This is a genomic window from Nocardia mangyaensis, from assembly GCF_001886715.1.
In the GTDB taxonomy this organism is placed as follows: domain Bacteria; phylum Actinomycetota; class Actinomycetes; order Mycobacteriales; family Mycobacteriaceae; genus Nocardia; species Nocardia mangyaensis.
On record NZ_CP018082.1, the window covers coordinates 6645436 to 6671866 of the forward strand.

The window sequence follows — 26431 nt, forward strand, 5'->3', positions numbered from 1 at the left end:
GGGCTTTCGAGGTATCTCGGCGGCCTAGCGGCTGCTGCGGCGGCTCTTCTTCCGAGGCGGCGGCAGCAAGCCCTCCGCGCGCAGGCGCGACGCGTGCTCGGCCAGCGCCTCGACCAGTGGACCGACCTGCGCGGTCTCGGGCTGCACGTCCACGCGCAGGCCGAACTCGATCGCGGTCTCGGCGGTCTTGGGGCCGATGCAGGCCACGATGGTGCGCGCGTGCGGCTTGCCCGCGATCCCGACCAGATTGCGGACCGTGGAGGACGAAGTGAACAGGACCGCGTCGAAACCGCCGGTCTTGATCATCTCGCGGGTCTCCGCCGGCGGCGGCGAGGCGCGCACGGTGCGGTAGGCGGTGACGTCGTCGATCTCCCAGCCGCGCTCGCGCAAGCCCTCGGCGAGGGTTTCGGTGGCGATGTCGGCGCGCGGCAGCAGCACCCGGTTCACCGGGTCGAACACGTCGTCGTAGGGCGGGAAGTCGGCCAGCAGGCCCTCGGAGGACTGTTCGCCGCTGGGCACCAGTTCGGGGTTGATGCCGAAGGAGCGCACCCGCTCCGCGGTGGCCTCGCCCACGCAGGCGATCTTCACCCCGGAGAACGCGCGAGCGTCCAGGCCGAACTCGGCGAACTTCTCCCATACGGCACGCACCGCGTTGGTGGAGGTGAACACCACCCACTGGTAGCGACCGTCGACCAGGCCCTTCACCGCCCGCTCCATCTGCGCCGGACTGCGCGGCGGCTCGACGGCGATGGTCGGCACCTCCATCGGGATCGCGCCGTGGGTGACGAGCCGCTCGCTCATCTCCCCCGCCTGATCCTTGGTGCGCGGCACCAGCACGGTCCAGCCGTAGAGGGCACGCGATTCCCACCACGACATCTTCGACCGCTTGTCGACCTCTTTGCCGACGGTGACGACCAGCGGGCCGACCAGTTCGGAGGCGGCGTTGTTCAGCGAGGCCAACGTGGCCTCGATGGTGCGCTGCTGCCGGGTCGTGCCACGCACCGTCACCGCGACCGGAGTCTGCGGGGCCAGCCCGTGCTCGACCAGCGCGCTCGCGGTCTCGGCCAGATGCCCGGAGGTGGCGTGCAGCACCAGCGGGCCGGGCGCGGCGGCCAGCGCCGACCAGTCGACCTCGCCGCGCACGTCGGCCTCGGTGTGCCCGGAGCCGAGCGCGATACCGGCGTAGCTGGGCACCGCGGAGCCGTTGGGCAGGCCGGGCAGCACCTCGAACACCACGTGCGAGCGGGTCACCGAGTTCACCTCGTTGATCACCGAGTCGGTGGTCAACGGATCGCCGGTGACGATGCGGACCACGTCGTGGCCGTTGCGGGCCTCGGCGATCAGCGTCTTGGCGACCTCGGCGGGCTCGCCGAGGGCAGGCCGCACGTCGACCGGACGCTCGCCGTCCTCGCCCGGCTCGACTGCCGCGCCGATCAGGGCGAGCACGCCCTTGTCGACATCGGGGTCGGTGAACGCCAGCGTCGCCCGTTCGAGCACCTCACGGGCGCGCACGGTCAGCAGGGCCGGGTCGCCGGGGCCGGATCCGACGAAAAGGATCCGCCCTGGTTGCTTCTTGGTGGCTCGGCTGCTCATCGGTTGTTCTCCATCGGGCTGGTATTGGTGAAGTCTTGGGCGGGAGCGTTCACCGCCTGTGTGGGGGAACCGTCCTCCGGTTCCGGCTCGTCCGCGGCGCTCAGCAGTGCGCGAGCACCCAGATCCAGCAATTCGCGCGCCAGCGTGCGACCGAGCTCCGCCGCGTCCTCGGGCGCGCCGACGATCGAGGCGCGCAGCGTGTCGGAGCCGTCGATCGCCGCGGCACAGGCGCGCAGCGACAGCTCTTCGAAGATCCGGCCGTCCTCATCGATCGACTCGACCACCTCGGCGATCGCGCCGATCGGAGCGGTGCAGCCCGCCTCGAGTTCGCCGAGCAACGAACGTTCGGCCAGGACCGCGGCCCTGGTCGCCGCGTCGTCCAGGCCGGAGAGCACCTCGATCAGCTGCGGGTCGTCGCTCCGGCATTCCACCGCCAGGGCACCCTGTGAGGGGGCGGGCAGCATCTGCACCGGCTCGAGCGATTCGGTGATCTCGGCGGTACGCCCGATCCGCGACAGCCCGGCGCGCGCGATGACGATGGCATCGAGTTCGCCCTCGCTCACCTTGCGCAGGCGGGAGTCGATGTTGCCGCGCAGCGGGACGATGTCGAGACCGAGGCCGAGGGCACGCAGCTGCGCGGCGCGGCGCGGCGCCGAGGTACCGACCTTGGCGCCGGCGGGCAATTCACCCAGGACCAGACCGTCGCGGGCGACCAGCGCGTCGCGCGGGTCCTCGCGGGGCGGGATGGCGGCGATGGTGAAGCGCGGGTCCTGCGCGGTGGGGAGGTCCTTGTAGGAGTGCACCGCGATGTCGATGCCACCCAGGGCCAGCTCGTCGCGCAGCGCGGAGGTGAACACGCCGACGCCGATCGTCTGAACCGGGGCCGTCGGAGCCAGGTCGCCGGGCGTCTTGATCACGACCAACTCGGCGGGCTGGCCCACCGCGATCAGCGCATCACGGATGGTCCCCGCCTGTGTCAGCGCGAGCAAGCTGCCGCGCGTGCCGATCCGCCAGGGCGCACGAATGCTGCCTGCGGTCACGGTGTCCTCTTCCTGCACTGTCGTGGTCATGAGTCCTGCCCATCGCCGAGGTGTCCTACGGTGAAGTCGTCGGCCAGTGCGGATTCGGCCGCTGCGACCTCCATGGGCGCGGCAACCGCTTGCACCGCACCGGGTTTCAGTTCGAACAGCTCACGCAGCGCCTCGGCGTAGCTGTCGCCGCCCGGCGTGGAAGCCAGCTGCTTGACCCGCACCGTCGGCGCGTGCAGCAGCTTGTCGACGACGCGGCGCACGGTGCGCGCCACCTCGTCGCGAGCCGGGTCGGCCAGGTCGGGCAGCCGCGAGTCGAGGCGGAGCAGTTCGGCCTCCACCACATCGGCGGCACGCTGACGCAGCGCGGCCACGGTCGGGGTGACCTCCGCCATACGTTGCCCGGCAAGGTATTTCGCGAGTTCCTCGGCGACGATGAGCCGCGCGGCGGCGGTGTCGTCGGCCGCGGCGCCCGCAGCCGGATCGCGCTGCAGCGATTCGATGTCGATGACGGCGACGCCGGGCAGTCCGGCCACGGCGTGCTCCACGTCGCGAGGCAGGCCGAGGTCGCAGAAGACCAGCGGCCGCTCGGCGAGTTCGGTGCGCGGGCGACCGGCGAGCGCGCGGTGGGTGTCGGCCAGGGTGACCACGGCACCCACCGCGCCGGTACAGGTGATCACCACATCGGCGCTCGCCAAGGCCTCGGTGAGCCGCGACATCTCGATCGCCTGGGCGTCGACACCGTGCATGACGCGTCCGGTCTCGGCGAGGCGCTGCGCACGGTCCAGTGTGCGGTTGACGACCAGGATCCGGCCGATCCCCGCCCGCGACAGGTGCGCGACGGCCAGACCGCCCATCGCACCGGCGCCGAGCACCACCGCGGTCAGGCCGGCCAGATCACCGACGACGCCGCGCGCCCGGTCCAGCGCCACCGACACCACCGAGGCACCGGCCCGGTCGATACCGGTCTCGGAGTGCACCCGCTTACCGACCCGCAAGCCGTGCTGAGCCAGCTCGTGCAGCGTGCGCCCGACCGCTTGCTGGCCATCGGCGCTGGCGTAGGCGCTGCGGATCTGGCTGAGTACCTGCTGTTCGCCGACGACCATCGAGTCGAGCCCGCTGGCGACCGCGAACAGATGCTCGGCGGCGGCCTCGCTGTAGCGCACGTAGGCGTGCTTGGTCAGATCCGGCAGGGGCAGCCCGGAATGCTTGGTGAGCAACTCCCCCACCTCGCCGAGACCGCCGTGGAAGGCGTCGACGACGGCGTAGACCTCGACCCGGTTGCAGGTGGAGACGATCATCGCCTCCGACACATGACTGGATTCGAGCAGCCGGTCGACCAGCTTCGGCCGGTCGGCCTCACTGATCGCGACCTTCTCCAACACCGAGACCGGGGCGCTCCGATGCGAAATCCCGACCAACAAAACGCTCATGACTGCACCTCGCTAGCGCTCGGCTCCGTCATGCGCGTAGGCGCGCTGCACTGTTGATTCGCTCGCTGGCGCTCGCTCATGGCGTGATCACCGATCCCTTGGTGCTTGGCTCCGTTGCCGAGTGGGGGGTGGCCGAGTGCGGCGCGGTGCGCCGCTGCGGCCTGCCGCGCGCCGGTTCGACCGGCGCGGGGTGCGTGAGGTGGTTCTGCGGCGGCACTCGGCGCGCGATCCGGCCCGACCCGGCGCTGGCGGCCTCCGGGAGGGCGGGCGCGTCGTTGCGGGCGGCATCGAAGGACAGCATCTGCAGTTCCATCGCCAGATCGACGCGACGGACCTCCACGTGGGCGGGAGCGCGCAGTTCACACGGGGCGAAGCTCAGAATCGACGGCAGCCCGGCGGCGACGAGGCGATCGCACACGTCCTGGGCGGCCTCGTCGGGAACGGCGAGTACGGCGATGGTCGGCGCGAGCGCCGGAATCTGCGTACCGAGCTGGGAGACATCGCGCACGACGAGACCGGCGTAGGACTGACCGATCACCGCCGTGTCGTTGTCGAAGATCCCGACCACAGTGAAGCCGCGTACCCCGAAACCGCCATAGCCGACCAGGGCGCGGCCAAGATTGCCCGCACCGATCAGCACCACCCGATGTCCCTGCGACAGACCGAGCACATCTTCGATCCTGGTGCGCAACTTGGCTACGTCATAGCCGACACCCCGCACGCCGTTCGGTCCGAGGAAGGAAAGATCCTTGCGCAGCTTGGCCGAATTGACACCCGCCGCGACAGCCAGTTCCTCACTCGATACGATGGCTACACCCTCGTCGGCCAACCCGGCGAGAACCCGGAGATAGGTAGCGAGACGAGTCACCGTGGCTTGCGGGATGTCCCGCGCGAGAGCCTTGCCGGAGACGCCACCGGGCGTCTCGTGCTGCTCTGTCACGTCGTCGGCTCCTCGTTCCGGGCCTGATCGCGGTCCGGTTCCTGGTTGTTCGTTCACCGGTGTGGGTCGCTGCGTTGCGAGAGAGCGACCGGTGCCATGGGGGGCTGTACAAACCCGGTCACCGCCGCTGCTGAGGGCGGCGGTGCGGATTGCGTGCCACCACCGTAACCGCTTGTGCAGGCGTTCACAAAGTCGGTGAAATTGGCCTCATTTTCCGTCGCGACCAGCGAAACGGCTCAGGTCTGCTCGCAAACGTGGCTCGTCGACGTCGAAATAGCTGTGTTCGCGGCCGTTCAACAGGACCACGGGCAGCCGATCGCCGTACTCGGCACGCAGGCTGGGATCGGTGGCCACGGCGGCGTCGACGTCGACCGTGGCGACAGGGAGACCGAAATCACCACAGATCGTTTGCAATTGCGCCAGTGCGGTGGTGCACATTCCGCAACCGGCGCGGGTCAACAGTGTCACTGTGGGTGTGGGATTCGTCATGACCATTATTTAATCCTCGAGCCCGCCGCGGGTTGTCGGTGAAGCCGGTTACTGTGGACATGGTTCGCGCGACTAGCGGAGGGTACTGGTGCCGGAACGTTCGAAGGTGACTAGGGCCGGATTCGTCGCAGGGCGATTCGGTGAGTTCCCTGCACGGTGGCAACCCAGCCGCCTCGGTCAGGAATTGCAGGAGCAGTTCGCACGGCTGCCTCGCAGCCCGTTCGGGCCGAGCGAGGAGGAGCTGCGCGCCAATCTGGCCGGTGAGGCCAGTGCCGACGCCGCGCTCACCCTCCACGATGCCGAGTTGGCCGAGCAGGGCGCAGACGCGGGCGCCGAGGTCCCGCGAGACCTCACCGCCGCGGCGTTCTTCGATGTCGACAACACACTGGTGCAAGGCGCCTCGATCGTGCACTTCGCCCGTGGCCTTGCCGCGCGCAAGTACTTCAAGACCTCCGACCTGGTCGATGTCGCCTGGAAGCAGGTGAAGTTCCGGGTGACCGGCAAGGAGAACTCCTCCGACATGGCCTCGGGCCGGGAGAAGGCGCTCAGCTTCATCGCGGGCCGCCCGACCGCCGAACTCGCCGCGCTCGGCGAGGAGATCTACGACGAGATCATCGCCGACAAGATCTGGCCCGGTACCCGCGCGCTCGCCCAGATGCACCTCGACGCCGGCCAGCAGGTCTGGCTGGTGACCGCCACCCCGGTGGAACTGGCCAATGTGATCGCCAAGCGCCTCGGCCTGACCGGCGCGCTGGGCACGGTCGCCGAGAGTGTCGACGGCAAGTTCACCGGTCGCCTGGTCGGCGACATCCTGCACGGACTCGGCAAGGCGCACGCGGTCCGCACCCTCGCCATCCGCGAGGGCCTCAATCTCAAGCGCTGCACCGCCTACTCCGACAGCCACAACGACGTCCCGATGCTGTCACTGGTCGGCACCGCCGTGGCGATCAACCCCGATTCCGACCTGCGTGAGGTCGCCAAGAACCGGGGCTGGGAGATCCGCGACTTCCGGACCGGCCGCAAGGCGGCCAAGATCGGCGTCCCGACCGCACTGGCGCTGGGTGCCGCCGGTGGCGCGGTGGCGGCCGCCGTGGCCCGCCACCGCGAACACTGAGCAGCTACCCGAAGACCGGGTTGCGGCGCTTGGCGAGCAGCTTGTAGAGGGTCTGCTGGATGGTTTCGCGGACCTGATCGGTGACCTCGAACATGGTCATCGGGTCGTCGGCGTCTTCGGGTTCGAAGGGCGTGGTGACGATCGGCTCGCCGAACTCGATGTACCACTTCGACGGCAGCGGGATCGCGCCGAGCGGGCCAAGATGCGGGAACAGCGGGGTGACCGGGAAGTACGGCAGGCCGAGCAGGCGGGCCAGCGGCTTGATGTCGGCCAGCTTCGGGTAGATCTCCTCCGAGCCGACGATCGAGCACGGGATGATCGGCACGCCGGTGCGCACCGCGGCGGAGACGAAACCACCGCGACCGAAGCGCTGCAGCTTGTAGCGGTCGGCGTAGTTCTTGCCGACGCCCTTGAAGCCCTCGGGGAACACACCGGCGATCTGGCCGGAGCGCAGCAGTCGCTCGGCGTCGGGATGACAGGCCAGCGTGTGCCCGGCCTTGCGAGCCAGCGCGCCGAGCACGGGCAGTTCGAAGATGAGGTCGGCGGCCAGTAGTCGCAGTGCGCGGTGGGCAGGGTGCTTGTCGTGGATGGCCAGTTGCAGCATCAGTCCGTCGATCGGGACGGTGCCCGCGTGGTTGGCGACGATGAGCGCGCCACCGGTGGTGGGGATGTTCTCGATCCCGGCGACCTCGACGCGGAACCAGTAGTCCGACAGCGGGCGCAGGGCGGGCAGGATGACCGATTCGAGCAGGTGGCGGTCATAACCGAACTCGTCGACCTGGTAATCGCCCGTCATCCGTCGACGCGCGAACTCGGCGGTGCGTTCGATCTGCTCGCCGACGGCATCGCGCAGGATGTCGGTGAGGGTCTTGGGCGCCGCGGCCGGCATGCCGGGCCGGTGGTCGCTCAGCGAGGTGACCGGGGTGGGTTGCATCGGCTGATCCGGCCAGCGCCGGGCCGGTGGTCGTTGTCGGGTCTCGACGTTCACGTCGAGACGAATGACTTTCGCTCCCTCGTTCATGTACGCGCTCCTGAATTGGCCCCGATGAGGCCGAGCAGTTTGTTTTCCGCGGCATCGATCCAAGCCGGATCGAAGACGGGCCGCAACGCTGCGCCCGCGATGAAGTCGTCGAATGCCTGGACCGTGGTCCAGCGCGGGGTGAAGCCGAGTTCGGTGCGCATGCGGGTGGTATCGAGCCCGCAGCCGAAGTAGAAGTAGTCGGGTTGTTCGCCACTGAAACCGCGCATGACCGGGCCCATCAGCGTGCGCCCGACCGAACGGAAGACGAACAGCGGCACGGGCGCGGCGATGCGCCCGGCCCGTCTGATGGCCTGCGACATGGCCAGCGCGCCGTCACCCGCGACATTGACCGTGCCACCGCCGGCACGCAGAGCCGCGTGCACGAGCACCGCGACCGCGTCCTCCTCGTGCAGCAATTGCAGCCGGGCCTCGCGACCGAGCACGGTGGGGGTGATCGGCGACCGCAGATATTGCACCCCGCGATCGGCCATTCGCGGACCGACGATCGGCGCGAATCGCAGAATCGACGCCGAGATGTCGGGCCTGCGCCGCGCCATTCCGCGCACCAGCGCCTCGATATCGATCATGTCGCGCGCGAACCAGCCCGCGGGCGGGGTGCGCGCACCCATTTCCTCGGTGAATTTCGCCGGGTCCTTGGCGCTGCAGCCGTAGACCGCCGAGGAGGACCGCACGACCACGCGCCGCACCGACGGCGCCTTCTGGCAGACCGCGAGCAATTGCATCGCGCCGAGGACGTTGAGGTCCTTCATCACCGCACGCCCGCCGCCGGCCGGTGGCCGGGTGAGCACGGCCGCGTGCACGACCGTGTCGACGTCGTTGCCCTCGACGACCTTGCGGATCAGCGGATTCCTGATGTCGGCGCGCACGAACTCCGCACTGCCCATCCGTCGCCGCAGCTCCCGGCTCGGGGTCATGATGTCGACCGCGATGACGCGTTCGACGCCCGGCTCGGCGGCGAGCCGGGCCGCGACATTGCCGCCGAAGAACCGGCTGGCACCGGTGACCAGCACTACCTTCGGCGAGTGTGGTTCTCGCGTGTCGGAACTTGGACCTGACCCCACTCAAAGCCCCCTGCTTCTCATGTTTCGCGTACCAGAGTAGCCGCATTCACGCCACCCGCCGCCACGATCAACAAGCTTTTAACGATGACGACCCGTCATCGCATGGTGAGATTCACAAACCTGATCTTTTCAAAACGAGAGCCCGCCACCTCGAAGGTGGCGGGCTCTCGTAGGGCACGCGGGCTTACTTGCCGAGTTTGCGTCGCTGAACACGTGTGCGGCGAAGCAGCTTGCGGTGCTTCTTCTTCGACATACGCTTGCGGCGCTTCTTGATCACAGAACCCATAGGGTTTCCTCGCGTTCTCTCTACTCGGCATCCACACGCGGTTCGCGTGCGTCGTCTGGTGACCGCGCCGCCGGGGCGCACCGGACACCACAAAGCGGTGCCACCGGCAGGCGGACACGAACCAAGGGTTCATGCTACAGAGCCGCCTGCGGGCTGGCGCCCGCGGGTTCGCTGTATTCGTGGCGGCTGGCGCCGCGGGTTCTCGGCCTGTTCCCTCGATCTTCCCTCCCTGCGGGCACTCCTTCGTCGCGCCCTCCGGTCGGTCCAGATCGAGGCGGCCGAGAACCTAACCGGCGTCGAAGTACGACGTCTCCAGGTAGTCGTGCACCGCCTTCGCGTGCACCCGGAACGACCGGCCGACACGCACCGCGGGCAGTTCACCCGAGTGCACGAGCCGATACACCGTCATCTTCGACACCCGCATGAGATCGGCGACTTCGGCGACGGTGAGAAAATGAGTGCCACCGCCGATCACGGGTTGCCCCTGCGTGGCCCGCGGTCCGGGTGATCCCGAACCACCGCCCGACGCCGAGGGATTACTTGCAGACATTCTGTTCGCAGACATCATGGCACCATTGACCTCCGGCACGTCCGCGCCACCGGCTTCCCCACCGGCGGAACAGACACGCACGTGCTTCTACGAGCTTAGCGGGACCAGTGGGATTACTGCGACGGGTGTGAGAAATCGGTTTTCATCCCGGGTACCCGATCGTCATTCGTTCGACGCGCCATGTTCGGCGGAACGATGCCTGGCGGCCTGCAACGCCTCGATGAACGTCGAGCGCAGCGCGCCGCGCTCGAGCTCACGCAGGGCCGCCGCCGTCGTCCCACCGGGCGAGGTGACCGCGGCCCGCAGATCGACCGCGCTCTGCCCGGTCTCGTCCAGCAGCGCGGCCGAACCGATCATGGTCTGCACGACCAGTTCGCTGGCCACATCGCGCGTCAGCCCCAGGCCGACACCGGCATCGATCATCGCCTCGACGACGAGAAAGAAATACGCCGGTCCCGAACCCGACACCGCGGTGACCGCGTCCATCTGTGATTCGGCCACCGTCACCACCTTACCCACGGCTTCGAGCATCGCGCCGACCTGCTCGAGCTGCTCGTCATCGGCGTAGCGGCCGGGCGCGATCACGCTCATGCCCTGTCCGACCAGCATCGGAGTGTTGGGCATGACCCGCACCACGGCGAACCCGGCGGGCAGTTTGGATTCGAGCCTGGCGGTGGTGACACCGGCGGCCAGCGAGACGAGCACCTGGTCGCTGCCGCTGTCCAGATCGGCCTTGGACAGGTCGGTCAGCACCGAGTCGACCACGCCGGGCTTGACCGCGACCACGACGATGTCGGCGCCGACGACCGCCTCGGCGACCGATCCGCTCACCCGCACCTTGAAGCGCTCGGCGAGCTGCGCGGCCCGCGGCGCCGACGGCTCGACGACGACCAGATCCTTCGTCGCCCGGCCGGATTCCAGCAATCCGGCGACCAGCGCCTCACCGATCCGACCGCCACCGACCACCGCAATTCTCGTCATGCGGACAAGATTAGTGGTGCCGGGAAACTCAGCGCGCCGCCGGGATCAGCGCCAGCTGGCGACTCTGCGCGACGACCGCACCGGTGCAGTCGATGACCAGCTGATCCTCGTCGAACATGCGCTCACCGACCTCACGGGCGGTCGCGATGACCCGCAGCCAGCCCGGGGCGGGCACGCGGCGCAGGTAGGTGGTCATCTGCACGGTCGGCGACCAGCCGAAGTGGCCGAGGTTGATCGGCACCGGCGGGCTCATGTCGGCAGCCATCATGGCGAAGGCGGCACGCACCCGCGGATCGGCCTCGTCGCCGTCGAGCGGGCGGATCCACAGGCGCGCACGGGGCGCGCCGGTCTCGCCGCGGGCGAAGTCGGCCCAGGCCGCGTCGAGGTGAACCCGCGCCACCTGGCCGACGTGCACGATCTTGCCCATCGGAGTGTCCGGGGTGTACTCGAGCGCAGTCGCGTCGGGCTCGGCGGGCATGTCGGTCTCGGTGTCGCTCCAGCGGGTCGCCGTGACGTCGAGGTGGCCGAAGGTGAAGGCGGTGCGCACGAGGGTGCGACCGCCCTGGATCAGGTCGGCGTCGGCCAGGCAGATCTGGCGGCCTTTCTTGCGGATGCGCACCGCGTACTCGACCTCGCCGGGCTCGGGGGCGCCGAGGAAGTCGGAGCTGGCCGCGATGGGCGCCATCTGGGCGAGCGAGGCGTCTGCTTCGGTGAGCCAGCGGGTCGCCGCGGCGGCGCTGGCGGCGACCATGGTGCCGCCGTGCACCTTGGAACCGATGGTCCAGGCGGCGTCGATGACGCCGACGTAGCGGCCGGTCTCGGCATCGGTGGTGGTGAGCTCGGTCAGGTCACAAACCTGACTGAACGGCGCGTGGGTCGCGAGTTCTCGCGTCATCGTCACTCCTGGTCGAGTTTCCCGGCAGTTCGTACAGCGTACAAGCATGCCGTCGCGCCCGCTGTTCCGCGCTGGGGATGGAGTCAGGTCAGATCGGCGTGCGAGGGCTCGGGGTCGGGGGTGGCACCGGTCAGGTGCCGCCGGGCGAAGTCGAGCGTGCGGGCCAGCTGGGCGGCGCGCTCGGTGGTGGTGCGCGCGGTCTGGGTGTTGATCTCGGCCACCGCGTGCCCGGTGAAACCGGTGTGCACCAGGTGCTCACACAGCTGCGCGCAGGGCTGGGTGCCCTCACCGGGGACCAGATGCTCGTCGTGGGCGGCGCCGCGCCCGTCGGCCAGATGCAGATGCACCAGGCCCTCCCCCATCCGCCGGGCCAGCTCGAGCGCATCGGTGCCCGCGGTCGCGGTGTGCGACAGGTCGAGGGTGTAGTGGTCGAACCCGATATCGGTCGGGTCGTAGGAGGGACTGAACGCGCTCACCGCGGGGCCCGGCCCGGAACGTCGCTCCAGCCTGCGCACCGCACCCTCCCGGAACAGTGTGTCGGCGCGCATCGGAAACATGTTCTCCACCGCGACCTTCACCGGATGATGCGCCTCGAGCTCGCCGACCTGCTCGGCGAAACCCTTGGCGTAGCGGCGCTGCCAGCGAAACGGTGGATGCACCACCACGGTGTCGGCACCCAGCGCCTCGGCCGTGCGCACACTGCGTTCCAGCTTGGCCACCGGGTCGGCACCCCACACCCGTTGAGAGATCAGCAGACACGGCGCGTGCACGGCGAGCACCGGCACCCCGTAGCGCTTGGCATAGGACTGCACCGTCGCGATGTCCTGGCTGGCCGGTTCGGCCCACACCATCAATTCCACACCGTCGTAACCCAATTCGGCCGCGTAGCGAAACGCCGCCTGGGTGTTTTCCGGATACACCGACGCCGTCGACAACCCGATGCCGATGTCAACCCGCGCGTTCCCCACAGCCCACTCCCTGCCTTCAGCTGGTACTGAGGAGAAAGGCTAGCGGTCCCAGTGTCACGAAGACGCCCACGACGACGGCGATCACAGTGCTGAGGATGTCGTCGGTGCGGCGCAGCACCCGAACCAGCGCCACCAGACCGAGGATCACGACCATCGCCAGGGCCAGCGCCACCCAGTGCATGGTCTCCCACAGGGTCTCGAAACCCTTGAACAGCAACATTCCGGCGACCGCGGCACCCGCGCTCTGCCCGGCCAGGATCAGCCACTGGCGGCGGTTGTCGGACTCCGCGGAACCGCCACCTGTCAAGCGGGACACACGCGCGAGTGCCCGGCTGCCCGACACCCGGCTGGTCGACTCGTCACCGTCGGCGTCGCCACCGCGGCGCAGACGCGAGATCGCCATGCTGCCCGCCATACCGCGCGCGGCCCGCGACTTGGCTCGGCGGGCCACCTTGGACGCGGCGGCCTTGGTCGCGGCCCGCCTGCTCGCCCGGGTCGGCTTCGGCTCGGGTTCGTAGTCGTAGTCGTCGTAGTCGGTGTCGTCGTACTCGCCGTCGGCGTAGTCCGCGTCGGAGTAGTCGTTGTCGGCGTAATCGCGATCGACGTAATCGGACTCGGCGTAGTCGTCGGTATCGGGTTCGGCGCCGCGCTTGTCACCGACGCGGTAGACCTCGGTGCGCGCGTCGGCGCCCTGGTCGGCCTGCTGTCGGAGCAGATCACCGGCGACCGACTGCCCGGCGACCAGTGGCTGTTCCTGACTGACCGGCGACCACGCGGCCGTCGGGAAACCACCGCTCTCCGGTGCCTTCGTCGCCGGGCGATGCCTGCGCGCCGACCACGACGGCAGCCCACCGGACTTGCCCGACGAACGCCTGCGTTCCAGCGACGGGCGCTGATCACCCGGCACCTGCGGGTCATCGACACCCGGCGCGTGGTGAAAAGCCTGGGCGGCATCGGCGGCCGATGCGGGGAAACCGTTGAACCCGGAGCCCCGGTCAGCACCGGGATAATCGTTGAAGCCGGCAGCGGGCTCACCGCCCGGAAAACCGTTGCGCCCCGAGCTCGGCGCGTTCCCCGGAACACCGTTGAGTCCAGGAGCGGGCCCGGCACCAGGGAACCCGCCGAAACCCGAAGCGGGCTCGGCGCCGGGGAACCCGTTGAAACTCGGAGTGGGCCCGGCACCAGGGAACCCGTTCAATCCCGCCGCGCGGTCCGGGGCAGGGCCACCGATGCGCCCGTGACCCGGATCGACACCCCGACCGTTGAAGCTCGACAGCGGATCGGTGGTCCCCGCCCCATTGAACGCCTGCGGCGCATCCGCGGGCCCGAACGCGTCGTACCCGTTCGGCCCGTACCCCGGCGCCGGTGACCACGGTTCGGCAGCGTCCTCGGCCGCCTCGGCCGCCCGTCGACGCGCGGCCCGGCCACCGGTGGCAGGCGGCGGTTCGGGGAACGGGGTCGGCTCGTCCTCGGGATCGGGCTTTCGGCGACGCCCACCACCCGATCCGGGCACGGCCGGAATCGCACCGGAACCGAACAACTCGGCGATGCCAGGATCGACCGGCTGCGACCCGGTACCGGGTGCGCCGAGCCGGTCCGGACCACGGCCATGGGTGCGCGTCCCGGAATCGCGCGCCTCGGCCCGGTAGGGACCGAACGGGTCCGACGCGGAACCGCCCATGCCGAGTGGATCGCGCGGATCGGGAGCGGAGAATCGCGAGTTCGGATCGACGCGGGCGATCGGGTCCGAGACCGGGGAGAACACCGGTTCGGCCGGTCCGGGCGGCGGGTAGGGCGCGGGCTGGTAGCTCGCGGGCGGCTCGTAGCTCGTCGGTTCCGGCACGTAGGTCGGCGCCGGTTCGGGCGCCGCCGGTTCCGGCGCGGGGGCCGCGTGCGAACTCGGGCCCGAGCGGACGGTCGCGTTCTCGCCGGTCAGATCGGTGACCGAGAGCCCACGTCCGCTGCGCCGACGTCGGCCGCCGCCACCGCTGCTCGGCGGGGCCGAGCCCTGAGCGGCGTTGCGCGCCAGCAGCTCGGCGACCGATAGTTGTTTCGAATCCTCACCGCTCACGCCGACTCCGCTCTCGCCACCGGCGCTACCGGCGGCGTGATGACCGGACCTCCGTTGGGCTCGGTATCGAGTTTGCGCAAGATGAGTCCTTCCCGCAACGCCCATGGGCAGATCTCGATGCTGTCGAGCGACAACGCCCGCATACTCGCCTCCGCGACCAGTGCCCCGGCGACCAACTGCTGGGACCGGTCCGAACTCACGCCTTCCAGTTCCGCGCGATCCGCGGCCGTCATCCGGGAGATGAACGCGATCAGCTGACGCAGACCGGAGCTGGTCAGTGTACGTCGCACCCGAGGACCGGCGGCCGAGGGCGCCGCACCGGTCAGCCTGGCCAGCGAACGGAATGTCTTCGATGTGCCGACGGCGAGATCGGGCTTGCCCGCCTCGATGATCGTCTTGGTCGGCACCACCAGCTCGGCGTCGAGCCAGTCGCGCAGGACCGCGATCTTGCGCTTGCCCGGCGGGTCGTCGCGCAGCCACTCCCTGGTGAGTCGGCCCGCGCCCAGCTGCAGCGACAGCGCCACATCGGGCTCCTCGTCACCGCCGTTGGACATCTCCAGCGAGCCGCCGCCGATGTCGAGGTTGATGATGCGCCCGGCGCTCCAGCCGAACCAGCGGCGCACCGCGAGGAAGGTCAGCCGGGCCTCGTCGTCACCGGAGAGCACCCGCAGATCGACCCCGGTCGTGGTGCGCACGCGCGCGAGCACTTCCTCGGAGTTGGTCGCCTCGCGCAGGGCGGAGGTGGCGAACGGCATCAGCTCCACACACTTCGATGTGCGCGCCAGATCGGCGAACTCGACGATGGTGGCGATCAGTCGCGCCTCGCCGGCTTCGGTGATCCGCCCCCCGGCATCCATGTTCTCCGACAGCCGCAACGCCGACTTCGACGAACTCATCGGCATCGGGTGGCCACCACGATGCGCGTCCACCACGAGCAGGTGAACGGTATTGCTTCCGACATCGAGAACACCAAGCCGCACAGGAATACGGTACTTGGTGATCCGGTACTACAGGCCAGGCGACTGAACTGTTAGCGTCAGCAGTTGTGACCGAAGGCGCATCTGGCACCGCGGAGACCGGGCTCCGACCTGGGCGGAAGATCGATCCGAGCCCCGAGGTCGAGCTCGACTTCCCGCGCGAATGGATCGAGTTCACCGATCCAGCAAACGACGAGCACCAGATCGTGGCCGATCTGACCTGGCTGCTCTCGCGCTGGTCGTGCGTGTTCGGCACCCCCGCCTGTCAGGGCATCATTGCCGAACGGCCCGACGACGGCTGCTGCTCGCACGGCGCCTTCCTCGCCGACAAGGACGACCGCAAGCGCCTGGCCGGCGCTGTGAAGATGCTCACACCCCAGGACTGGCAGCTGATGGGCGAGGCCACCGAGAAGGGCAAAGTGGTCAAGAAGGGTTACCTCGAACTCGACGAGCTCGAGGACGAACCGGCCCTGCGCACCCGCCGCTTCGACGGCGCCTGCATCTTCCTCAACCGCCCCGGCTTCGCCGCGGGCCCCGGCTGCGCGCTGCACATCATGGCCGTGCGCAAAGGCATCGAACCGCTTGAGGTGAAGCCGGACGTGTGCTGGCAGCTGCCGATCCGGCGCACCCAGGACTGGGTGGAACGCCCGGACGGCGAACAGATCCTGCGCACGGTCGTCACCGAGTACGACCGGCGCGGCTGGGGTCCGGGCGGACTCGACCTGGACTGGTACTGCACCGGCTCCCCCGACGCCCATGTCGGCGCGCGACCGGTCTGGCAGTCCTATGGACCGGAACTGCGCGAACTGCTCGGTGCGCCCGCCTACGAGGAGCTTTCGCGACTGTGCCGCCGGCGCGAGGGCCTCGGCCTGATCGCGGTGCACCCGGCCACGGTGGCGGCCGAACGGATCGACGCGGGAGCTCGCATCGCGGATCAGTCCGGCGTGAGCACCTCGCAATAGGTCGGTTCACCTGCCCGCCACGTGGGCGTCATCGGGATCGGGTTGGATTGCCGACCATGTCCAAGAAAGCGCTCTCGGTGGCGACCCTCGTGCTCGGCGCCACTCTCACCATGACCGGCCTGGCCAACGCCGAACCCAACGGCGATCCGGCGAAGTACGCCGATTTCACCGCCAGCTTCGTCGAATACACCGATCCGGCGGCCCTCGACGCGGCCGCGAACGGCAAGTACATCATCATCAGCCCGAAGGGCACCACGACCACGATCGCCTGCCGTGGCACCGGCACCGACGTGGAGATCTACGACTGCATGCAGGAAGACGAGTTCGGCTGGTTCCCGCTGCGCAAGATCGACACCCCTTTGGGCGCTGCCTGGAGCTCGCTGTAATTTCGGAGCGCTGGCGCGCTCGAGTTCGCGCGAACCGCCGACTTCGTCGGCGATCCCTCCTCGGGGTCGGGATGTGGCGGTGGCGTTGACGAGGGAACCCGGCATCACTGATGTAGTGGTGCCGGGTTCTTCGTGTGAGGTCGGTCTACGCTTCGAGTTTGTATCCCAGGCCGCGGACGGTGACCAGGTGTTCCGGCTTGGCCGGGTCGGCCTCGATCTTCGAGCGCAGGCGCTTGACGTGCACGTCGAGGGTCTTGGTGTCGCCCACGTAGTCGGCGCCCCAGACGCGGTCGATGAGCTGGCCGCGGGTGAGTACCCGGCCGGAGTTGCGCAGCAGGTATTCGAGCAGGTCGAACTCCTTGAGCGGGAGGGTGACCTGCCCGCCGTTGACGTGCACCGTGTGCCGGTCGACGTCCATCCGCACCGGTCCGGCCTCCAGCACGCCGTTCTCGCTGCCGGAGTCCAGCTCGTCACCCGCGCCGCGGCGCAGGACAGCACGGATGCGGGCGATCAGCTCGCGCGCCGAGTACGGCTTGGTGACGTAGTCGTCGGCGCCCAGTTCCAGCCCGACCACCTTGTCGATCTCGCTGTCGCGCGCGGTCACCATGATCACCGGCACGCCGCTGCGGGTGCGCAGCTGCTTGCAGACATCGGTGCCACTCATGCCGGGCAGCATGAGGTCGAGCAGGACGATATCGGCGCCGGAGCGGTCGAACTCGGCCAGTGCCGATGGTCCATCGCCGACGACAGTGACGTCGAAGCCTTCCTTGCGCAACAGGAACGCCAGCGGATCAGCCAGCGACTCCTCGTCTTCGACGATCAACACACTCGTCATCTGCGTGCCTCCACACCGTTCGTTCGGCCAGCAGGGGTGCGCTGGACGATGGTTTCTCTCGTGGCGAGCTCCGGCGCCTGCTCCGCGTCCTCGTCTCCATCGGTTTCCAGATGGGCGGGGATGCGCAGCGTGAACGTCGAGCCGGTGCCGAGCTTGCTCCACAGGGTGATCTCACCATTGTGGTTGGCCGCCACGTGCTTGACGATGGCCAGACCGAGTCCGGTCCCGCCGGTCGAGCGGGAGCGGGCCTTGTCGGAGCGGAAGAACCGCTCGAACACCCGCTCCTGATCTTCCTTGGCGATACCGATGCCTCGGTCGGTGACCGCCATCGCGACGTGGTCGCCGCGTAGCGACCGGCTCACCGACACGTGCGAGCCCTGCGGCGAGTACGCGATGGCGTTCTCCACCAGGTTCGACAGCGCGGTGACCAGCAGCGTCTCATCGCCGAGCACTTCCAGCCCGCTGGGCCGGTCGGTGCTGACGGTGATGCCCGCGGCCTCGGCGGCGGTGCGCGAGCGGTCCACGGCCTGCTGCACCACGGTGTCGACATCGACCACGGCCAGATCCGGCAGCTTCTCGGCGCCCTGCAGCCGCGAGAGCGAGATCAGCTCGGTGACCATCTTGCCGAGGCGCCGCGATTCGGCGAGCACGCGGGAACCGAAGTGCCGCACGGCCTCGGGGTCGTCGGCCGATTCCAGCATGGCCTCGGCCAGCAGGCTCATCGCGCCGACGGGAGTCTTGAGTTCGTGGCTGACATTGGCGACGAAATCGCGCCGGGTCGCCTCCATGCGGGCTTGCTCGGAGTCGTCGTCGGCGAACAACACGACGAAACTGGTCTCGTCGCGGGAGAGCTGGCGGGCGACGCCGCGCACGGCGATCCGGCCGCGACCGGGTAGCGGATTCTTCGCCGACAGATCGTATTCGGTGGATTCGCCAGTGGCGATCACCTTTTCGACGGCGGCCCAGGCACGCTCGTCGAGCAGCCGGTTGCGGACCAGGCCGAGTTCCTCGGCGCGCGGGTTCACCAGGACCACGTCGCGGTATTCGTCGACGACGGCGATACCGCTCTCGGAAGCGAGCACGATCAGATCGAGCACCTGCGACATCGTCAGCCCGGAGTCTTCCTGGGTGCGGGCCGCGTGCCTGGCATTGACGAACGGGATCAGCAGGCCCCCGACTGCCAGCCCCACGACAGCCGCGAGGACTGCCAACAGCACGGCCTGCGGAACGCTCACGCTTTGATCGTACGAGTGCGAACCCGGCCACCGGCGCCGGGTCGACGAAGTTTCGCGCAGGTCACAGGCACTTGGCATGGTGTTCTCTTGCCGTTCACCCGGCAGGCACTTGGCGCGTACCCGGGCGTGTCAATCCGGCGTTTCACCGGCCGCACACCGCCGAACCCATGCACCGTTCGCATGACTCGATACCCCCGGCGCAAGACTCGTTTCGCTACATTCACCCGCGAGCCACGGGGCCATTTCCCGCCGAGGCCGCCTGCTCAGGAGGGTCATTCACGCTCCACCGAGCAGGACCCGCGAGCGCGCTCGCCGCCCGGCTTCGCCGATCTTCCCGCCGGTTCGCTGTGATGTTGCGGACCCTTCCGGACCTCTGCGGCGGCGACCCTCGTCGAAGCGATTCATCCGCGCATCAACCGCCCGGACCGTTCAGGCCACGATGGACGTCATTCGATGACGGCGTCGCTGAACACCGGCGGATCACCGAGGAACGGGCGGTGTGACGGCGGCTGCTGATCCTCGGTGTCGCGGACTCCGAGTTCCACCGCGATCTCGGCGCCGATCAGGACCTGGCCGCTGCGTTGCATCAGTTGTGGGTCACGGGCGAGGGCGTCGATCACGCGGCCGGTGAATTCTGGGGACTCGGCGGTGGCGGCGAGGCCCTCGTAGGCGCCGGGATTCGCCGCGAAGGCGGCCAGGGTCCGCTCGGTTTTGAGCAGGCCCATCCAGATCGAGACGACCGCGACGTCGAACGGGCGGAAGTCGACGGCCATGTCGTGTGCCATCTTGTCGACTGCGGCCTTGCCCGCGCCGTAGGCGGGACCGTGCATGTAGCAGGTGCCGCCGAACGACGACGTGTTCACCACCAGGCCCTCGCCGTTCGCCGTGAGCAGCGGCGCGGCGTAATAACTGGAGATGTAGCTCGACCGCATGCCGACATCGAACAGATCGAGCAAGGAAAGCGGCTTCTCCCAGAACGGGCCACGCAGGACGAGCGCGTCCGGTACGGCGAGCGCGTTGTTGACCAGGATGTCGAGGCGACCGTTCTCCGCCCGCACCTGCTCGAACAGCGCCCGCACCTGAGCGTCATCGCTGTGGTCGACCACCACGGGAACCCCGACGCCACCACGGCGGGTGATCTCCTCGGCGGTCGCGAACACGGTCCCGGGCAACGGCGAATCCCCGTCGGCTCGCGTCCGTCCCGTGACGTACACCTTCGCCCCGGTCTCGCCCAGCGCCAGCGCGATCCCCTTACCAGCACCCCGGCTGGCCCCGGTGACCACGACCACCCAATCCGAACCTAAACCCACTGTGGACTCCCTCCGCTGTCAGTCGACCACCCGTCTTCGACGCGGCCCACCTCCTGGCGAGTGAACAACAGCGAGAGAATCCCCGACCCGCTCTCTCCCGCTGGACGGGAGCAACCCGACCGGACTCGGCGGCTACCCGCTCAGTCGGGCTACGGCACGAGTTCCGGGTTCAGCGTGACCGCGGCCGCCCCGATTCCGGACCCGACGAGAGCGCCGATCCCGGCAGCCGGCAGACCGGCGATACCGGCTCCGATCGCGGCACCGATCGCCACACCCGCGACGGCTCCGATGGCAATGGACGGACCGGCGATCACAGCCTGCGCCGCCAAGCCGGCGATGAAGACCGGCACATTGATGATGCAGCCGGTGGTTACGCAGCCCGCCAGGGAGCCGATCAGGATGCCGGCCGCGACCGTACCGATTCCAATCAGGAATCCGGCACCCGCACCTACGACACCGCCGACCACGGCACCCGGCACAGCACCGACCACGGCCGCGGGAATACCGGCCGCCGCAGCACCGACCCCGGCGCCGACCAGCGCACCGGTCCCGACCTTGTCGAGGCCGGCCATCGGGCCGTCGATGGAAAGGAGCGCCTCCGCCGGAGTCGACACAGCCTGGAAAGACACCGGGCGATTATCGACCCGGACCACATTCTGGTCGTCGACGGTGAGCGTGTGCCCGTCGATCGTCATGGTCCGATCATCGATGAACGCAATCTCATGACCCGCATAGGTGGTGGTGCGCTCGATATTCGACACCGCAGGCGAAGCCGGAGCGGCAGTTGCCACATCCGCGCAGGTCACAACAACCGCCAAGGGCAGCGCACCGGCAACGAGCGCCCTGCTGAATTTCCTGGTGACATGGCGAAGAGCCACGATTTCCCCCTCAGTAACAAATGGTCGAAAGAACACGATGATTGAATATCACCGGAAGAAGTCCGGCCAAGTATTGTGACCCGGCCAACTTCTGATCCGAATTGAGTTTCTGATCACTGCGGATGCGGCACGCTGAAATCCATGGCCACCGAGTTGATTCCGCGTTCTGCCCTGTTCGGCCTCCCCGGTAGACCTCGTCCGGCGTTGTCTCCGGACGGGACCCGCATCGGGTACGTCGACAGCATCGATGGTGTCGCCAACATCTGGGTCGGTCCGGCCGATAACCTTGCCGCCGCGGTCCCGGTCACCCATGACCGTGGCCGCGGAGTCCGTTCATTCGTGTTCTGCCACGACAGCTCGACCCTGCTCTACGCCCAGGACACCGACGGTGACGAGAACTGGCGGATCTACGGTCTGAACCTGGACAACGGGCATGTGCGGCAGTACACGCCCGGTCAAGGTGTGCGCGCGACGATGCTGGCACACAGCCGATTTCACCCGACAACCGTGCTGATCGGACTGCCGGGCCCGCAACCTCGATACGTCGACCCATATCGGCTCGACCTGGTCAACGGCCAACTCGAACAGGTCGCCACCAACCCGGGCTACCGCAGCTGGCTGATCGACTCGGACCTGCGGCTCCGTGGCGGCGCGATCTTCAGCGCCGCCGGTGGTCTGGAGATCTATCTGCGCGATCGTGCGACCGGGATCGACCGATTGTGGATGATGGTCGATCCCGAGGACACCGCAACGACCGGACTACCGACCTTCGACCGCGACGACGCCACCATGTACATGTTGTCGAGCGTCGGCGCCCAGACACGTCGGCTCGTGCAGATCGACGTCGAGACGGGTGAGTCCACTGTGCTTGCCGCCCACGACATCTTCGACGTGGCCTCGGTCTACAGTGATCCCGACACCGGGCGTCCGCAGTCTGTTGTCTTCGCGGGAGACCTGCAGATCTGGCAGCACCTCGACGCCACATTCGGCGCAACCGTCGACAAGCTGCGCGACCGGCTCGGCGGTGACATCAGCATCACCCGTTCCACGGCGGGCCGGCGCTGGCTCGTCGCCAAATCCTCCGACCGCGCACCCAGCACGTTCCACTGCTACGACCTGCCGACCAACACCATCACCGAACTCGACAGTGGTGACCGCCAACTCGATGACTTCGAGTTCGCCGCGATGGAGCCGTTCACTTTCCGGGCCCGCGACGGCCTGGGCATTCACGGCTACCTCACATTCCCCGTTGACGAACTCCGGCGTGACCTGCCCGCCGTCCTGCTCGTGCACGGCGGACCCCAGGTGCGTGACAGCTGGAGGTTCCAGCCAAGGGTGCAGTGGCTGGCCAACCGCGGCTACCTTGTCATCCAGGTCAATTTCCGCGGTTCGACCGGCTACGGCAAGACCTTCGTCAACGCCGGTGACCGCGAGTGGGGCCGCGCGATGCATCACGACCTGGTCGACGCCGTCGATCACGTCGTGGCGCAGGGGTGGGCCGATCCGAAGCGCGTGGCGATCTATGGCGGATCATTCGGCGGCTACGCGGCCCTGTGCGGTGCGGCGTTCACCCCCGAAACCTTCTGCGCGGCAATCGATGTGTGTGGGCCGTCCAACATCCTGACCCTGCTCGGGTCGCTCTCGGCGCAATACCAGTCCCAGATCGGGGTCTTCCACCGACAGGTGGGCAATCCCGACACAGACGCCGACATGCTGTGGGAGCGATCACCGCTGTCGCGTGCCGCCGATATCAGCATCCCGCTGATGATCGTGCAGGGCCGCACCGACCCACGAGTCAAGGTCGAGGAGGCCGAGCAGATCGTCGCCGCGCTCACCGAATCGGGCATCGCCCACGAGTACATTCTGTTCGACGACGAGGGCCACGGCGTGCTCGAGCCGGACAACAGCGAACGACTCCATGCAGCGATCGAGCACTTCTTGGCCGAGCACCTCGGCGGACGCGAGGAACCCGCGACCGAGACGGAGAACTAGAGAGTCGTCCGCAAGCCCGCCACCGGACACCACCCGCTCGAGGAGATCAGGCGCATTTGCGGACGCGCGCGGCCGGGGAACTCCTGGCCCCCGGCCGGCAACCCGCTCGGCCTCACCAAACGATCCGCCCCGGTGAACCTGGAGATTGTTTCCCCGGTTTCACGGCGTCGCCAGGCGATTCAGAACAGCGGTGGCTCAATCGTCCGACGCGGGGCGGGCGCCAAGGGTCGAGATCGCCTCGATCAGCCGGTCTTTGCCGACCGGCTCGATGTGGAGGTCTCGATACCAGCGATAGGTGAGGTAGCGTCCGTCGCCGTCTACGTCGAACCAGGTCAGGTAGCGGGCCGGGGTGGGATGGTCGGTGTCCGTGCCGACCCTCGCCTCGATGTGGCCGGCAGCGGTGCGCTCAGCCGCGGCGACCGTATGCATCCGCGCCGCGATGGATTCTCCTGACTGCTGCCAGGATTCGAAATGCGCGGTCAGCCGGTCGACGTCCTCGATGAGATGTCCCGCGCGACCGGCGGGCTGTTCGCCGAGGAACGCGGCGAAAGCACGCCCCACCATCGCGGCGCCACCCGAGAACACTTCGACGCTGTGGTCGTCGTATTGCCTCAGCACCACACCGCGCACTCCGGAGCGTGCTCCGTAGGCCCGCAGGGGCGGCCCGGCATTGCTGAACAGCGCCATCGCGGTTTCCGGCTGTGCGGCGTGCCGAAGTACCGCGGTCAGATCAGGGTCGGCTCCGGTGGGCCAACGCTGCGCGGCGGCTCGGGCGAGCGCCTCGTAGTCGTGTTCATCACGAACTGCCGAGTGCGCGGTGATCGGAAAGGGATAGCAGTCGGCGCCGGTCTCGGTTCGCCAGACACAGGCGAACTCGTCGGCGGTGAACACCCAGCTCACTCGGTCCCCGGACCTTGGTCTGCGAGGCGGGTGGCTGGCGCGTCCGCGCCGATGGCGCCGGGCACGGCATCGTGATCCGGCCCGAGAAGCTCGGGCTGGACCCGTCGAAGGTAGTCGGGAATGGCGTGTTCGGACTGTTCGTCGTTCTTTCCGCGAGCCCCGGGCGCCCCCATGCCGGGCATTCCCATCCCACGGGCAGCGCCCGATACGGCGCCACCTGCCGCACCGGAAGTTCCTGCGGTCGCGGCAATCTGTCCCGCCCCGGGGAGTGCTCGCCCGGCAGCGGGTGCGCCCGAGCCGAGCGCCCCGCCTGTTCCCGAACCGGAACCGCCGGACCCGCCCACACCACCAGATCCGCCGGCCCCCGGAGTAGTAGCAGCGGGATTGGTGCTCGCCGGAGTTGTAGCGGCAGGATTGGTACTCGCCGAGTAGGTGTCCCCGTCCTGTCCCTGACTACCGCCGGTCCTGCTGCCGTCTCCAGAACCCGAGGAGGTGGCGGTCTCGTCCCCGTTCGAGGCGGCCTCCGTGCCGTCACCCTCGCCGCCGTTGCGCTCTCCGTTCCCAGCACCGGTACCGTTGTCGGACCCGTCTCCACCCGAGCCCGAACCACTGGTTCCGGACCCGCCACCGAGGCCATTCGTGCCACCGGCCCCGGGCTGTGTCGGCGCGACGAAACTCGGCACGTTGTCACCGGAGGGTTGGTAAGTCGGCTTGTAGGTCGTGTTCATCGCAGTGATCGCCTGTTGACGCCGCTCCTCCTTCTCCCGCGCGGTGTCGGCCGCGGTTCCCGGCGTGGAAACATCCACCAGCATTTCGAGCACCGGCGGTATCGCCGTATCCCCCGATACCGTCACACCAGAGGAGGAAACTGGCGGCGGCACAGCCGCTTTCACCGCCTCTGACCCAAAGGCAGCGGCTTTGACCCGACGACCGACCGCCGACAGCACCGTAGAAACATCCGACACCTCGGTGACGAACCGCTTCCCCGCGGCCTCACCCGCAGACGCCGCCGCGCCCTGCAAACTCGAAGACGCCCGCGCCGTCTGGATCATCAACCCGGTCACCGCACCGGAGATCTCCACCGACATCGACACCCACTGGTCACCGAACTGCTGCATCACCCCGGGCTGCATCTGCTGCACCGCGTTGTAGATCTCCTCGTGGGAAAACCCTTCGAAGGCCTCCATATTCGCGATGTAGGCCGGATCGGTGCCGCCGTGACTCAGCCCATCCTGCTGTTTCTCGGCCCCCGCCTGCTGCTGCCGCCCGTTGAGCCCGGCTTGGACCCCTGGCGTCAGTCCCAAGATTGCTTGCGTAACCGGGTCTCCCGGCAGTGACGCCCCTCCCCCATCCGCCATTGCTCAGTTCTCCTTACCGATGGATTTCTCTACTACGGAGGCGATTTCCATGATGTTGGCGCAGGGGTCGAGGTTCTGGCGCTGACCGAGGCTCAGGCTGTGCGTCCGAACGAACACCACACCGACCTTCGTCAGGAGGTGCACACTGCAGTCGTTTTCGCTGCCAGGTTCACCATTGACAAACCCCGCCTGGCGACCGTTGACGGTCGTCGGCTCCAACCACTCCCCGTTCTTGCGGAGGTTCTCCTCCCAAGTGATATTTCCCGAGTCCAGCCCTAGCGACATCGTCTGATCCGTGGTGCGGAAATCGCACGTCAAGAACGTGTACTCGGCCACCAGATCCGCGCCACGCTTTCGCGATTCCGGCTGGAAACCTGTCAACTCGATGTCGGCGTCGCTGATCCACGTGCACGGATCAAACACCACCTTCGGCCGTGCCGTGGCCTGCGTGTACTGGTTGTCTTGCGGCGGCGGCTGCAACTTCGGGTCCGTCAATGTCGGCCGCGCCGCCTGCGTCGACGCGCTAGGTGTCAACGAAGTAGGAGTATCGGGCTCAGTAGTCGTCCCGCACCCTGTCACGACCAACGCCATCAGAACGCCAGCGACAACAAATCCCGACCTCATACCCGTCCTAATGTCCGATTGCGCTCAATGCCGCGGCCCTGAGTTCATCCACCTCGGCCAAGATGCCTGCGGCCAGCAGGTATCCATCAGCCATTCCCCTCGCCGCCGAAGCCATCTGCTCGAGCACCTGCTTCGCCCCCGTCGCCTTGTTCGCGAATCCCTGTTGCAACTGCTGCGCGGAGTCCAGCGGCCCGAACCCGTGGATCCGTTCGAGCCGCAACGCGGTGCCGGACCACTCATCGCACTGCGCCGCGAACCGGAGGTACGCCTGTGCGACCTCCCGAGCAGCATCCGGCTCCATAGTCAACGTCCCTGCCGACGCCCCCTGCCACAGCTGCGCCGCAGCATCCCCTCCGATAGCCACCTGAGCCCTCCCTATCGCTCGACCGACGAGTCTAACCGCATCCACCCCACGTGGCAGCTGCCACCGCAGGCCTCGAGAGTGCGCGCAATCGAGCCAACCTTCAAGACTCGCAGAACATGCGAGCTCTGCCTCCTAGCGCTCAAGCATTACTCACCGACG

The 26431-nt window shown here is 68.4% G+C and carries 26 protein-coding genes; 4 read left to right on the forward strand and 22 right to left on the reverse strand.

What is annotated here, in order from left to right; translation table 11 throughout:
• Positions 1–24 precede the first annotated feature (24 nt).
• From BOX37_RS30090 to BOX37_RS30110, 5 genes are all read right to left on the reverse strand, one after another.
• A complete protein-coding gene (locus BOX37_RS30090; protein ID WP_071930559.1) occupies positions 25–1593 on the reverse strand; it encodes a bifunctional uroporphyrinogen-III C-methyltransferase/uroporphyrinogen-III synthase in 1569 nt (522 codons plus the stop codon).
• Complete coding sequence (hemC, locus tag BOX37_RS30095; RefSeq protein ID WP_071930560.1) at positions 1590–2663, reverse strand: hydroxymethylbilane synthase; 1074 nt, start codon at positions 2661–2663, stop codon at positions 1590–1592. Before hemC ends, BOX37_RS30090 begins: the two co-directional genes overlap by 4 nt.
• Entirely contained in the window at positions 2660–4054 is a 1395-nt protein-coding gene (locus tag BOX37_RS30100) for a glutamyl-tRNA reductase (RefSeq protein WP_071930561.1), read from the reverse strand. Before BOX37_RS30100 ends, hemC begins: the two co-directional genes overlap by 4 nt.
• Before the next feature lie 76 nt (positions 4055–4130).
• Entirely contained in the window at positions 4131–4994 is an 864-nt protein-coding gene (locus BOX37_RS30105; protein ID WP_071930562.1) for a redox-sensing transcriptional repressor Rex, read from the reverse strand.
• Between the two features lie 207 nt (positions 4995–5201).
• Positions 5202–5483, reverse strand: coding sequence for a glutaredoxin family protein (locus tag BOX37_RS30110; RefSeq protein WP_071932002.1), 282 nt, complete (start codon positions 5481–5483; stop codon positions 5202–5204).
• Between the two features lie 88 nt (positions 5484–5571).
• On the opposite strand from BOX37_RS30110, the gene BOX37_RS30115 reads away from it, so the two are divergent.
• Positions 5572–6597 (forward strand): HAD family hydrolase, encoded by a 1026-nt coding sequence (locus tag BOX37_RS30115; RefSeq protein ID WP_387617683.1) that lies wholly within the window; start codon positions 5572–5574, stop codon positions 6595–6597.
• A 4-nt stretch (positions 6598–6601) separates the two neighbouring features.
• On the opposite strand, the gene BOX37_RS30120 is transcribed toward BOX37_RS30115, so the two are convergent.
• The 9 genes from BOX37_RS30120 to BOX37_RS30160 all read right to left on the reverse strand — a co-directional run bounded on the left by BOX37_RS30120 (position 6602) and on the right by BOX37_RS30160 (position 15431).
• Positions 6602–7618: a lysophospholipid acyltransferase family protein gene (locus tag BOX37_RS30120; RefSeq protein ID WP_071930564.1), complete on the reverse strand. Its 1017-nt coding sequence runs from the start codon at positions 7616–7618 to the stop codon at positions 6602–6604.
• Positions 7615–8649 (reverse strand): NAD-dependent epimerase/dehydratase family protein, encoded by a 1035-nt coding sequence (locus tag BOX37_RS30125; protein ID WP_084760389.1) that lies wholly within the window; start codon positions 8647–8649, stop codon positions 7615–7617. Before BOX37_RS30125 ends, BOX37_RS30120 begins: the two co-directional genes overlap by 4 nt.
• Positions 8650–8884: 235 nt before the next feature.
• Complete coding sequence (locus BOX37_RS30130) at positions 8885–8986, reverse strand: 30S ribosomal protein bS22 (protein ID WP_003402602.1); 102 nt, start codon at positions 8984–8986, stop codon at positions 8885–8887.
• A gap of 286 nt (positions 8987–9272) precedes the next feature.
• Positions 9273–9536, reverse strand: a complete 264-nt coding sequence (locus tag BOX37_RS30135; protein ID WP_387617689.1) for a helix-turn-helix domain-containing protein — start codon at positions 9534–9536, stop codon at positions 9273–9275.
• A 162-nt stretch (positions 9537–9698) separates the two neighbouring features.
• Positions 9699–10517: a pyrroline-5-carboxylate reductase gene (gene proC / locus BOX37_RS30140; protein ID WP_071930567.1), complete on the reverse strand. Its 819-nt coding sequence runs from the start codon at positions 10515–10517 to the stop codon at positions 9699–9701.
• Between the two features lie 28 nt (positions 10518–10545).
• A complete protein-coding gene (locus BOX37_RS30145) occupies positions 10546–11412 on the reverse strand; it encodes a thioesterase family protein (protein ID WP_071930568.1) in 867 nt (288 codons plus the stop codon).
• Positions 11413–11495: 83 nt separating this feature from the next.
• Complete coding sequence (locus BOX37_RS30150) at positions 11496–12353, reverse strand: sugar phosphate isomerase/epimerase family protein (protein WP_071932003.1); 858 nt, start codon at positions 12351–12353, stop codon at positions 11496–11498.
• 43 nt (positions 12354–12396) lie between these two features.
• Complete coding sequence (locus BOX37_RS35640; RefSeq protein WP_071930569.1) at positions 12397–14451, reverse strand: hypothetical protein; 2055 nt, start codon at positions 14449–14451, stop codon at positions 12397–12399.
• Entirely contained in the window at positions 14448–15431 is a 984-nt protein-coding gene (locus BOX37_RS30160; protein WP_071930570.1) for a Ppx/GppA family phosphatase, read from the reverse strand. Before BOX37_RS30160 ends, BOX37_RS35640 begins: the two co-directional genes overlap by 4 nt.
• A gap of 65 nt (positions 15432–15496) precedes the next feature.
• Between BOX37_RS30160 and BOX37_RS30165 the strand changes: the two genes are divergently transcribed.
• Together BOX37_RS30165 and BOX37_RS30170 are read left to right on the forward strand one after the other, a co-directional pair.
• Positions 15497–16390 carry a DUF3109 family protein gene (locus tag BOX37_RS30165; protein WP_240505107.1) on the forward strand — a complete coding sequence of 298 codons (894 nt, stop codon included), beginning with the start codon at positions 15497–15499 and terminating at the stop codon, positions 16388–16390.
• 56 nt (positions 16391–16446) lie between these two features.
• Positions 16447–16776, forward strand: a complete 330-nt coding sequence (locus BOX37_RS30170; protein WP_071930571.1) for a hypothetical protein — start codon at positions 16447–16449, stop codon at positions 16774–16776.
• Positions 16777–16921: 145 nt separating this feature from the next.
• Here BOX37_RS30170 and BOX37_RS30175 read toward each other — a convergent pair whose 3' ends face one another.
• The 4 genes from BOX37_RS30175 to BOX37_RS30190 all read right to left on the reverse strand — a co-directional run bounded on the left by BOX37_RS30175 (position 16922) and on the right by BOX37_RS30190 (position 21070).
• Positions 16922–17611, reverse strand: a complete 690-nt coding sequence (locus BOX37_RS30175) for a response regulator transcription factor (protein WP_019049472.1) — start codon at positions 17609–17611, stop codon at positions 16922–16924.
• Positions 17608–18846 (reverse strand): sensor histidine kinase, encoded by a 1239-nt coding sequence (locus BOX37_RS30180; RefSeq protein ID WP_071930572.1) that lies wholly within the window; start codon positions 18844–18846, stop codon positions 17608–17610. Before BOX37_RS30180 ends, BOX37_RS30175 begins: the two co-directional genes overlap by 4 nt.
• Before the next feature lie 446 nt (positions 18847–19292).
• Positions 19293–20156 (reverse strand): SDR family NAD(P)-dependent oxidoreductase, encoded by an 864-nt coding sequence (locus BOX37_RS30185; RefSeq protein WP_071930573.1) that lies wholly within the window; start codon positions 20154–20156, stop codon positions 19293–19295.
• A 149-nt stretch (positions 20157–20305) separates the two neighbouring features.
• Complete coding sequence (locus BOX37_RS30190) at positions 20306–21070, reverse strand: hypothetical protein (protein ID WP_240505108.1); 765 nt, start codon at positions 21068–21070, stop codon at positions 20306–20308.
• A gap of 105 nt (positions 21071–21175) precedes the next feature.
• Here BOX37_RS30190 and BOX37_RS30195 point away from each other — a divergent pair, with 105 nt between their 5' ends.
• Complete coding sequence (locus tag BOX37_RS30195) at positions 21176–23026, forward strand: S9 family peptidase (protein ID WP_071930574.1); 1851 nt, start codon at positions 21176–21178, stop codon at positions 23024–23026.
• A gap of 195 nt (positions 23027–23221) precedes the next feature.
• On the opposite strand, the gene BOX37_RS30200 is transcribed toward BOX37_RS30195, so the two are convergent.
• From BOX37_RS30200 to BOX37_RS30215, 4 genes are read right to left on the reverse strand one after another with little or no spacing between them, the layout of a single operon-like run.
• Positions 23222–23926 (reverse strand): hypothetical protein, encoded by a 705-nt coding sequence (locus BOX37_RS30200; protein ID WP_071930575.1) that lies wholly within the window; start codon positions 23924–23926, stop codon positions 23222–23224.
• Positions 23923–25230 carry a hypothetical protein gene (locus BOX37_RS30205; protein ID WP_156910627.1) on the reverse strand — a complete coding sequence of 436 codons (1308 nt, stop codon included), beginning with the start codon at positions 25228–25230 and terminating at the stop codon, positions 23923–23925. The genes BOX37_RS30200 and BOX37_RS30205 overlap by 4 nt, the downstream gene beginning before the upstream one ends.
• 57 nt (positions 25231–25287) lie before the next feature.
• Positions 25288–25908: a DUF3558 family protein gene (locus tag BOX37_RS30210; protein WP_071930577.1), complete on the reverse strand. Its 621-nt coding sequence runs from the start codon at positions 25906–25908 to the stop codon at positions 25288–25290.
• Positions 25909–25915: 7 nt separating this feature from the next.
• On the reverse strand, positions 25916–26209 hold the full coding sequence (locus tag BOX37_RS30215) for a hypothetical protein (RefSeq protein ID WP_156910628.1): 294 nt from the start codon (positions 26207–26209) through the stop codon (positions 25916–25918).
• Positions 26210–26431: the final 222 nt, after the last annotated feature.

What these genes read in the sequence shown, in the direction of transcription:
- BOX37_RS30090 (WP_071930559.1), bottom strand. Translation starts at nt 1,593, where the DNA reads ATGAGCAGCCGAGCCACCAAGAAGCAACCAGGGCGGATCCTTTTCGTC.
- proC (WP_071930567.1), bottom strand. Translation starts at nt 10,517, where the DNA reads ATGACGAGAATTGCGGTGGTCGGTGGCGGTCGGATCGGTGAGGCGCTG.
- BOX37_RS30120 (WP_071930564.1), bottom strand. Translation starts at nt 7,618, where the DNA reads ATGAACGAGGGAGCGAAAGTCATTCGTCTCGACGTGAACGTCGAGACC.
- hemC (WP_071930560.1), bottom strand. Translation starts at nt 2,663, where the DNA reads ATGACCACGACAGTGCAGGAAGAGGACACCGTGACCGCAGGCAGCATT.
- BOX37_RS30175 (WP_019049472.1), bottom strand. Translation starts at nt 17,611, where the DNA reads ATGACGAGTGTGTTGATCGTCGAAGACGAGGAGTCGCTGGCTGATCCG.
- BOX37_RS30130 (WP_003402602.1), bottom strand. Translation starts at nt 8,986, where the DNA reads ATGGGTTCTGTGATCAAGAAGCGCCGCAAGCGTATGTCGAAGAAGAAG.
- BOX37_RS30110 (WP_071932002.1), bottom strand. Translation starts at nt 5,483, where the DNA reads ATGACGAATCCCACACCCACAGTGACACTGTTGACCCGCGCCGGTTGC.
- BOX37_RS30145 (WP_071930568.1), bottom strand. Translation starts at nt 11,412, where the DNA reads ATGACGCGAGAACTCGCGACCCACGCGCCGTTCAGTCAGGTTTGTGAC.
- BOX37_RS30195 (WP_071930574.1), top strand. Translation starts at nt 21,176, where the DNA reads ATGGCCACCGAGTTGATTCCGCGTTCTGCCCTGTTCGGCCTCCCCGGT.
- BOX37_RS30210 (WP_071930577.1), bottom strand. Translation starts at nt 25,908, where the DNA reads ATGAGGTCGGGATTTGTTGTCGCTGGCGTTCTGATGGCGTTGGTCGTG.
- BOX37_RS30100 (WP_071930561.1), bottom strand. Translation starts at nt 4,054, where the DNA reads ATGAGCGTTTTGTTGGTCGGGATTTCGCATCGGAGCGCCCCGGTCTCG.
- BOX37_RS30170 (WP_071930571.1), top strand. Translation starts at nt 16,447, where the DNA reads ATGTCCAAGAAAGCGCTCTCGGTGGCGACCCTCGTGCTCGGCGCCACT.
- BOX37_RS30215 (WP_156910628.1), bottom strand. Translation starts at nt 26,209, where the DNA reads ATGGAGCCGGATGCTGCTCGGGAGGTCGCACAGGCGTACCTCCGGTTC.
- BOX37_RS30135 (WP_387617689.1), bottom strand. Translation starts at nt 9,536, where the DNA reads ATGTCTGCAAGTAATCCCTCGGCGTCGGGCGGTGGTTCGGGATCACCC.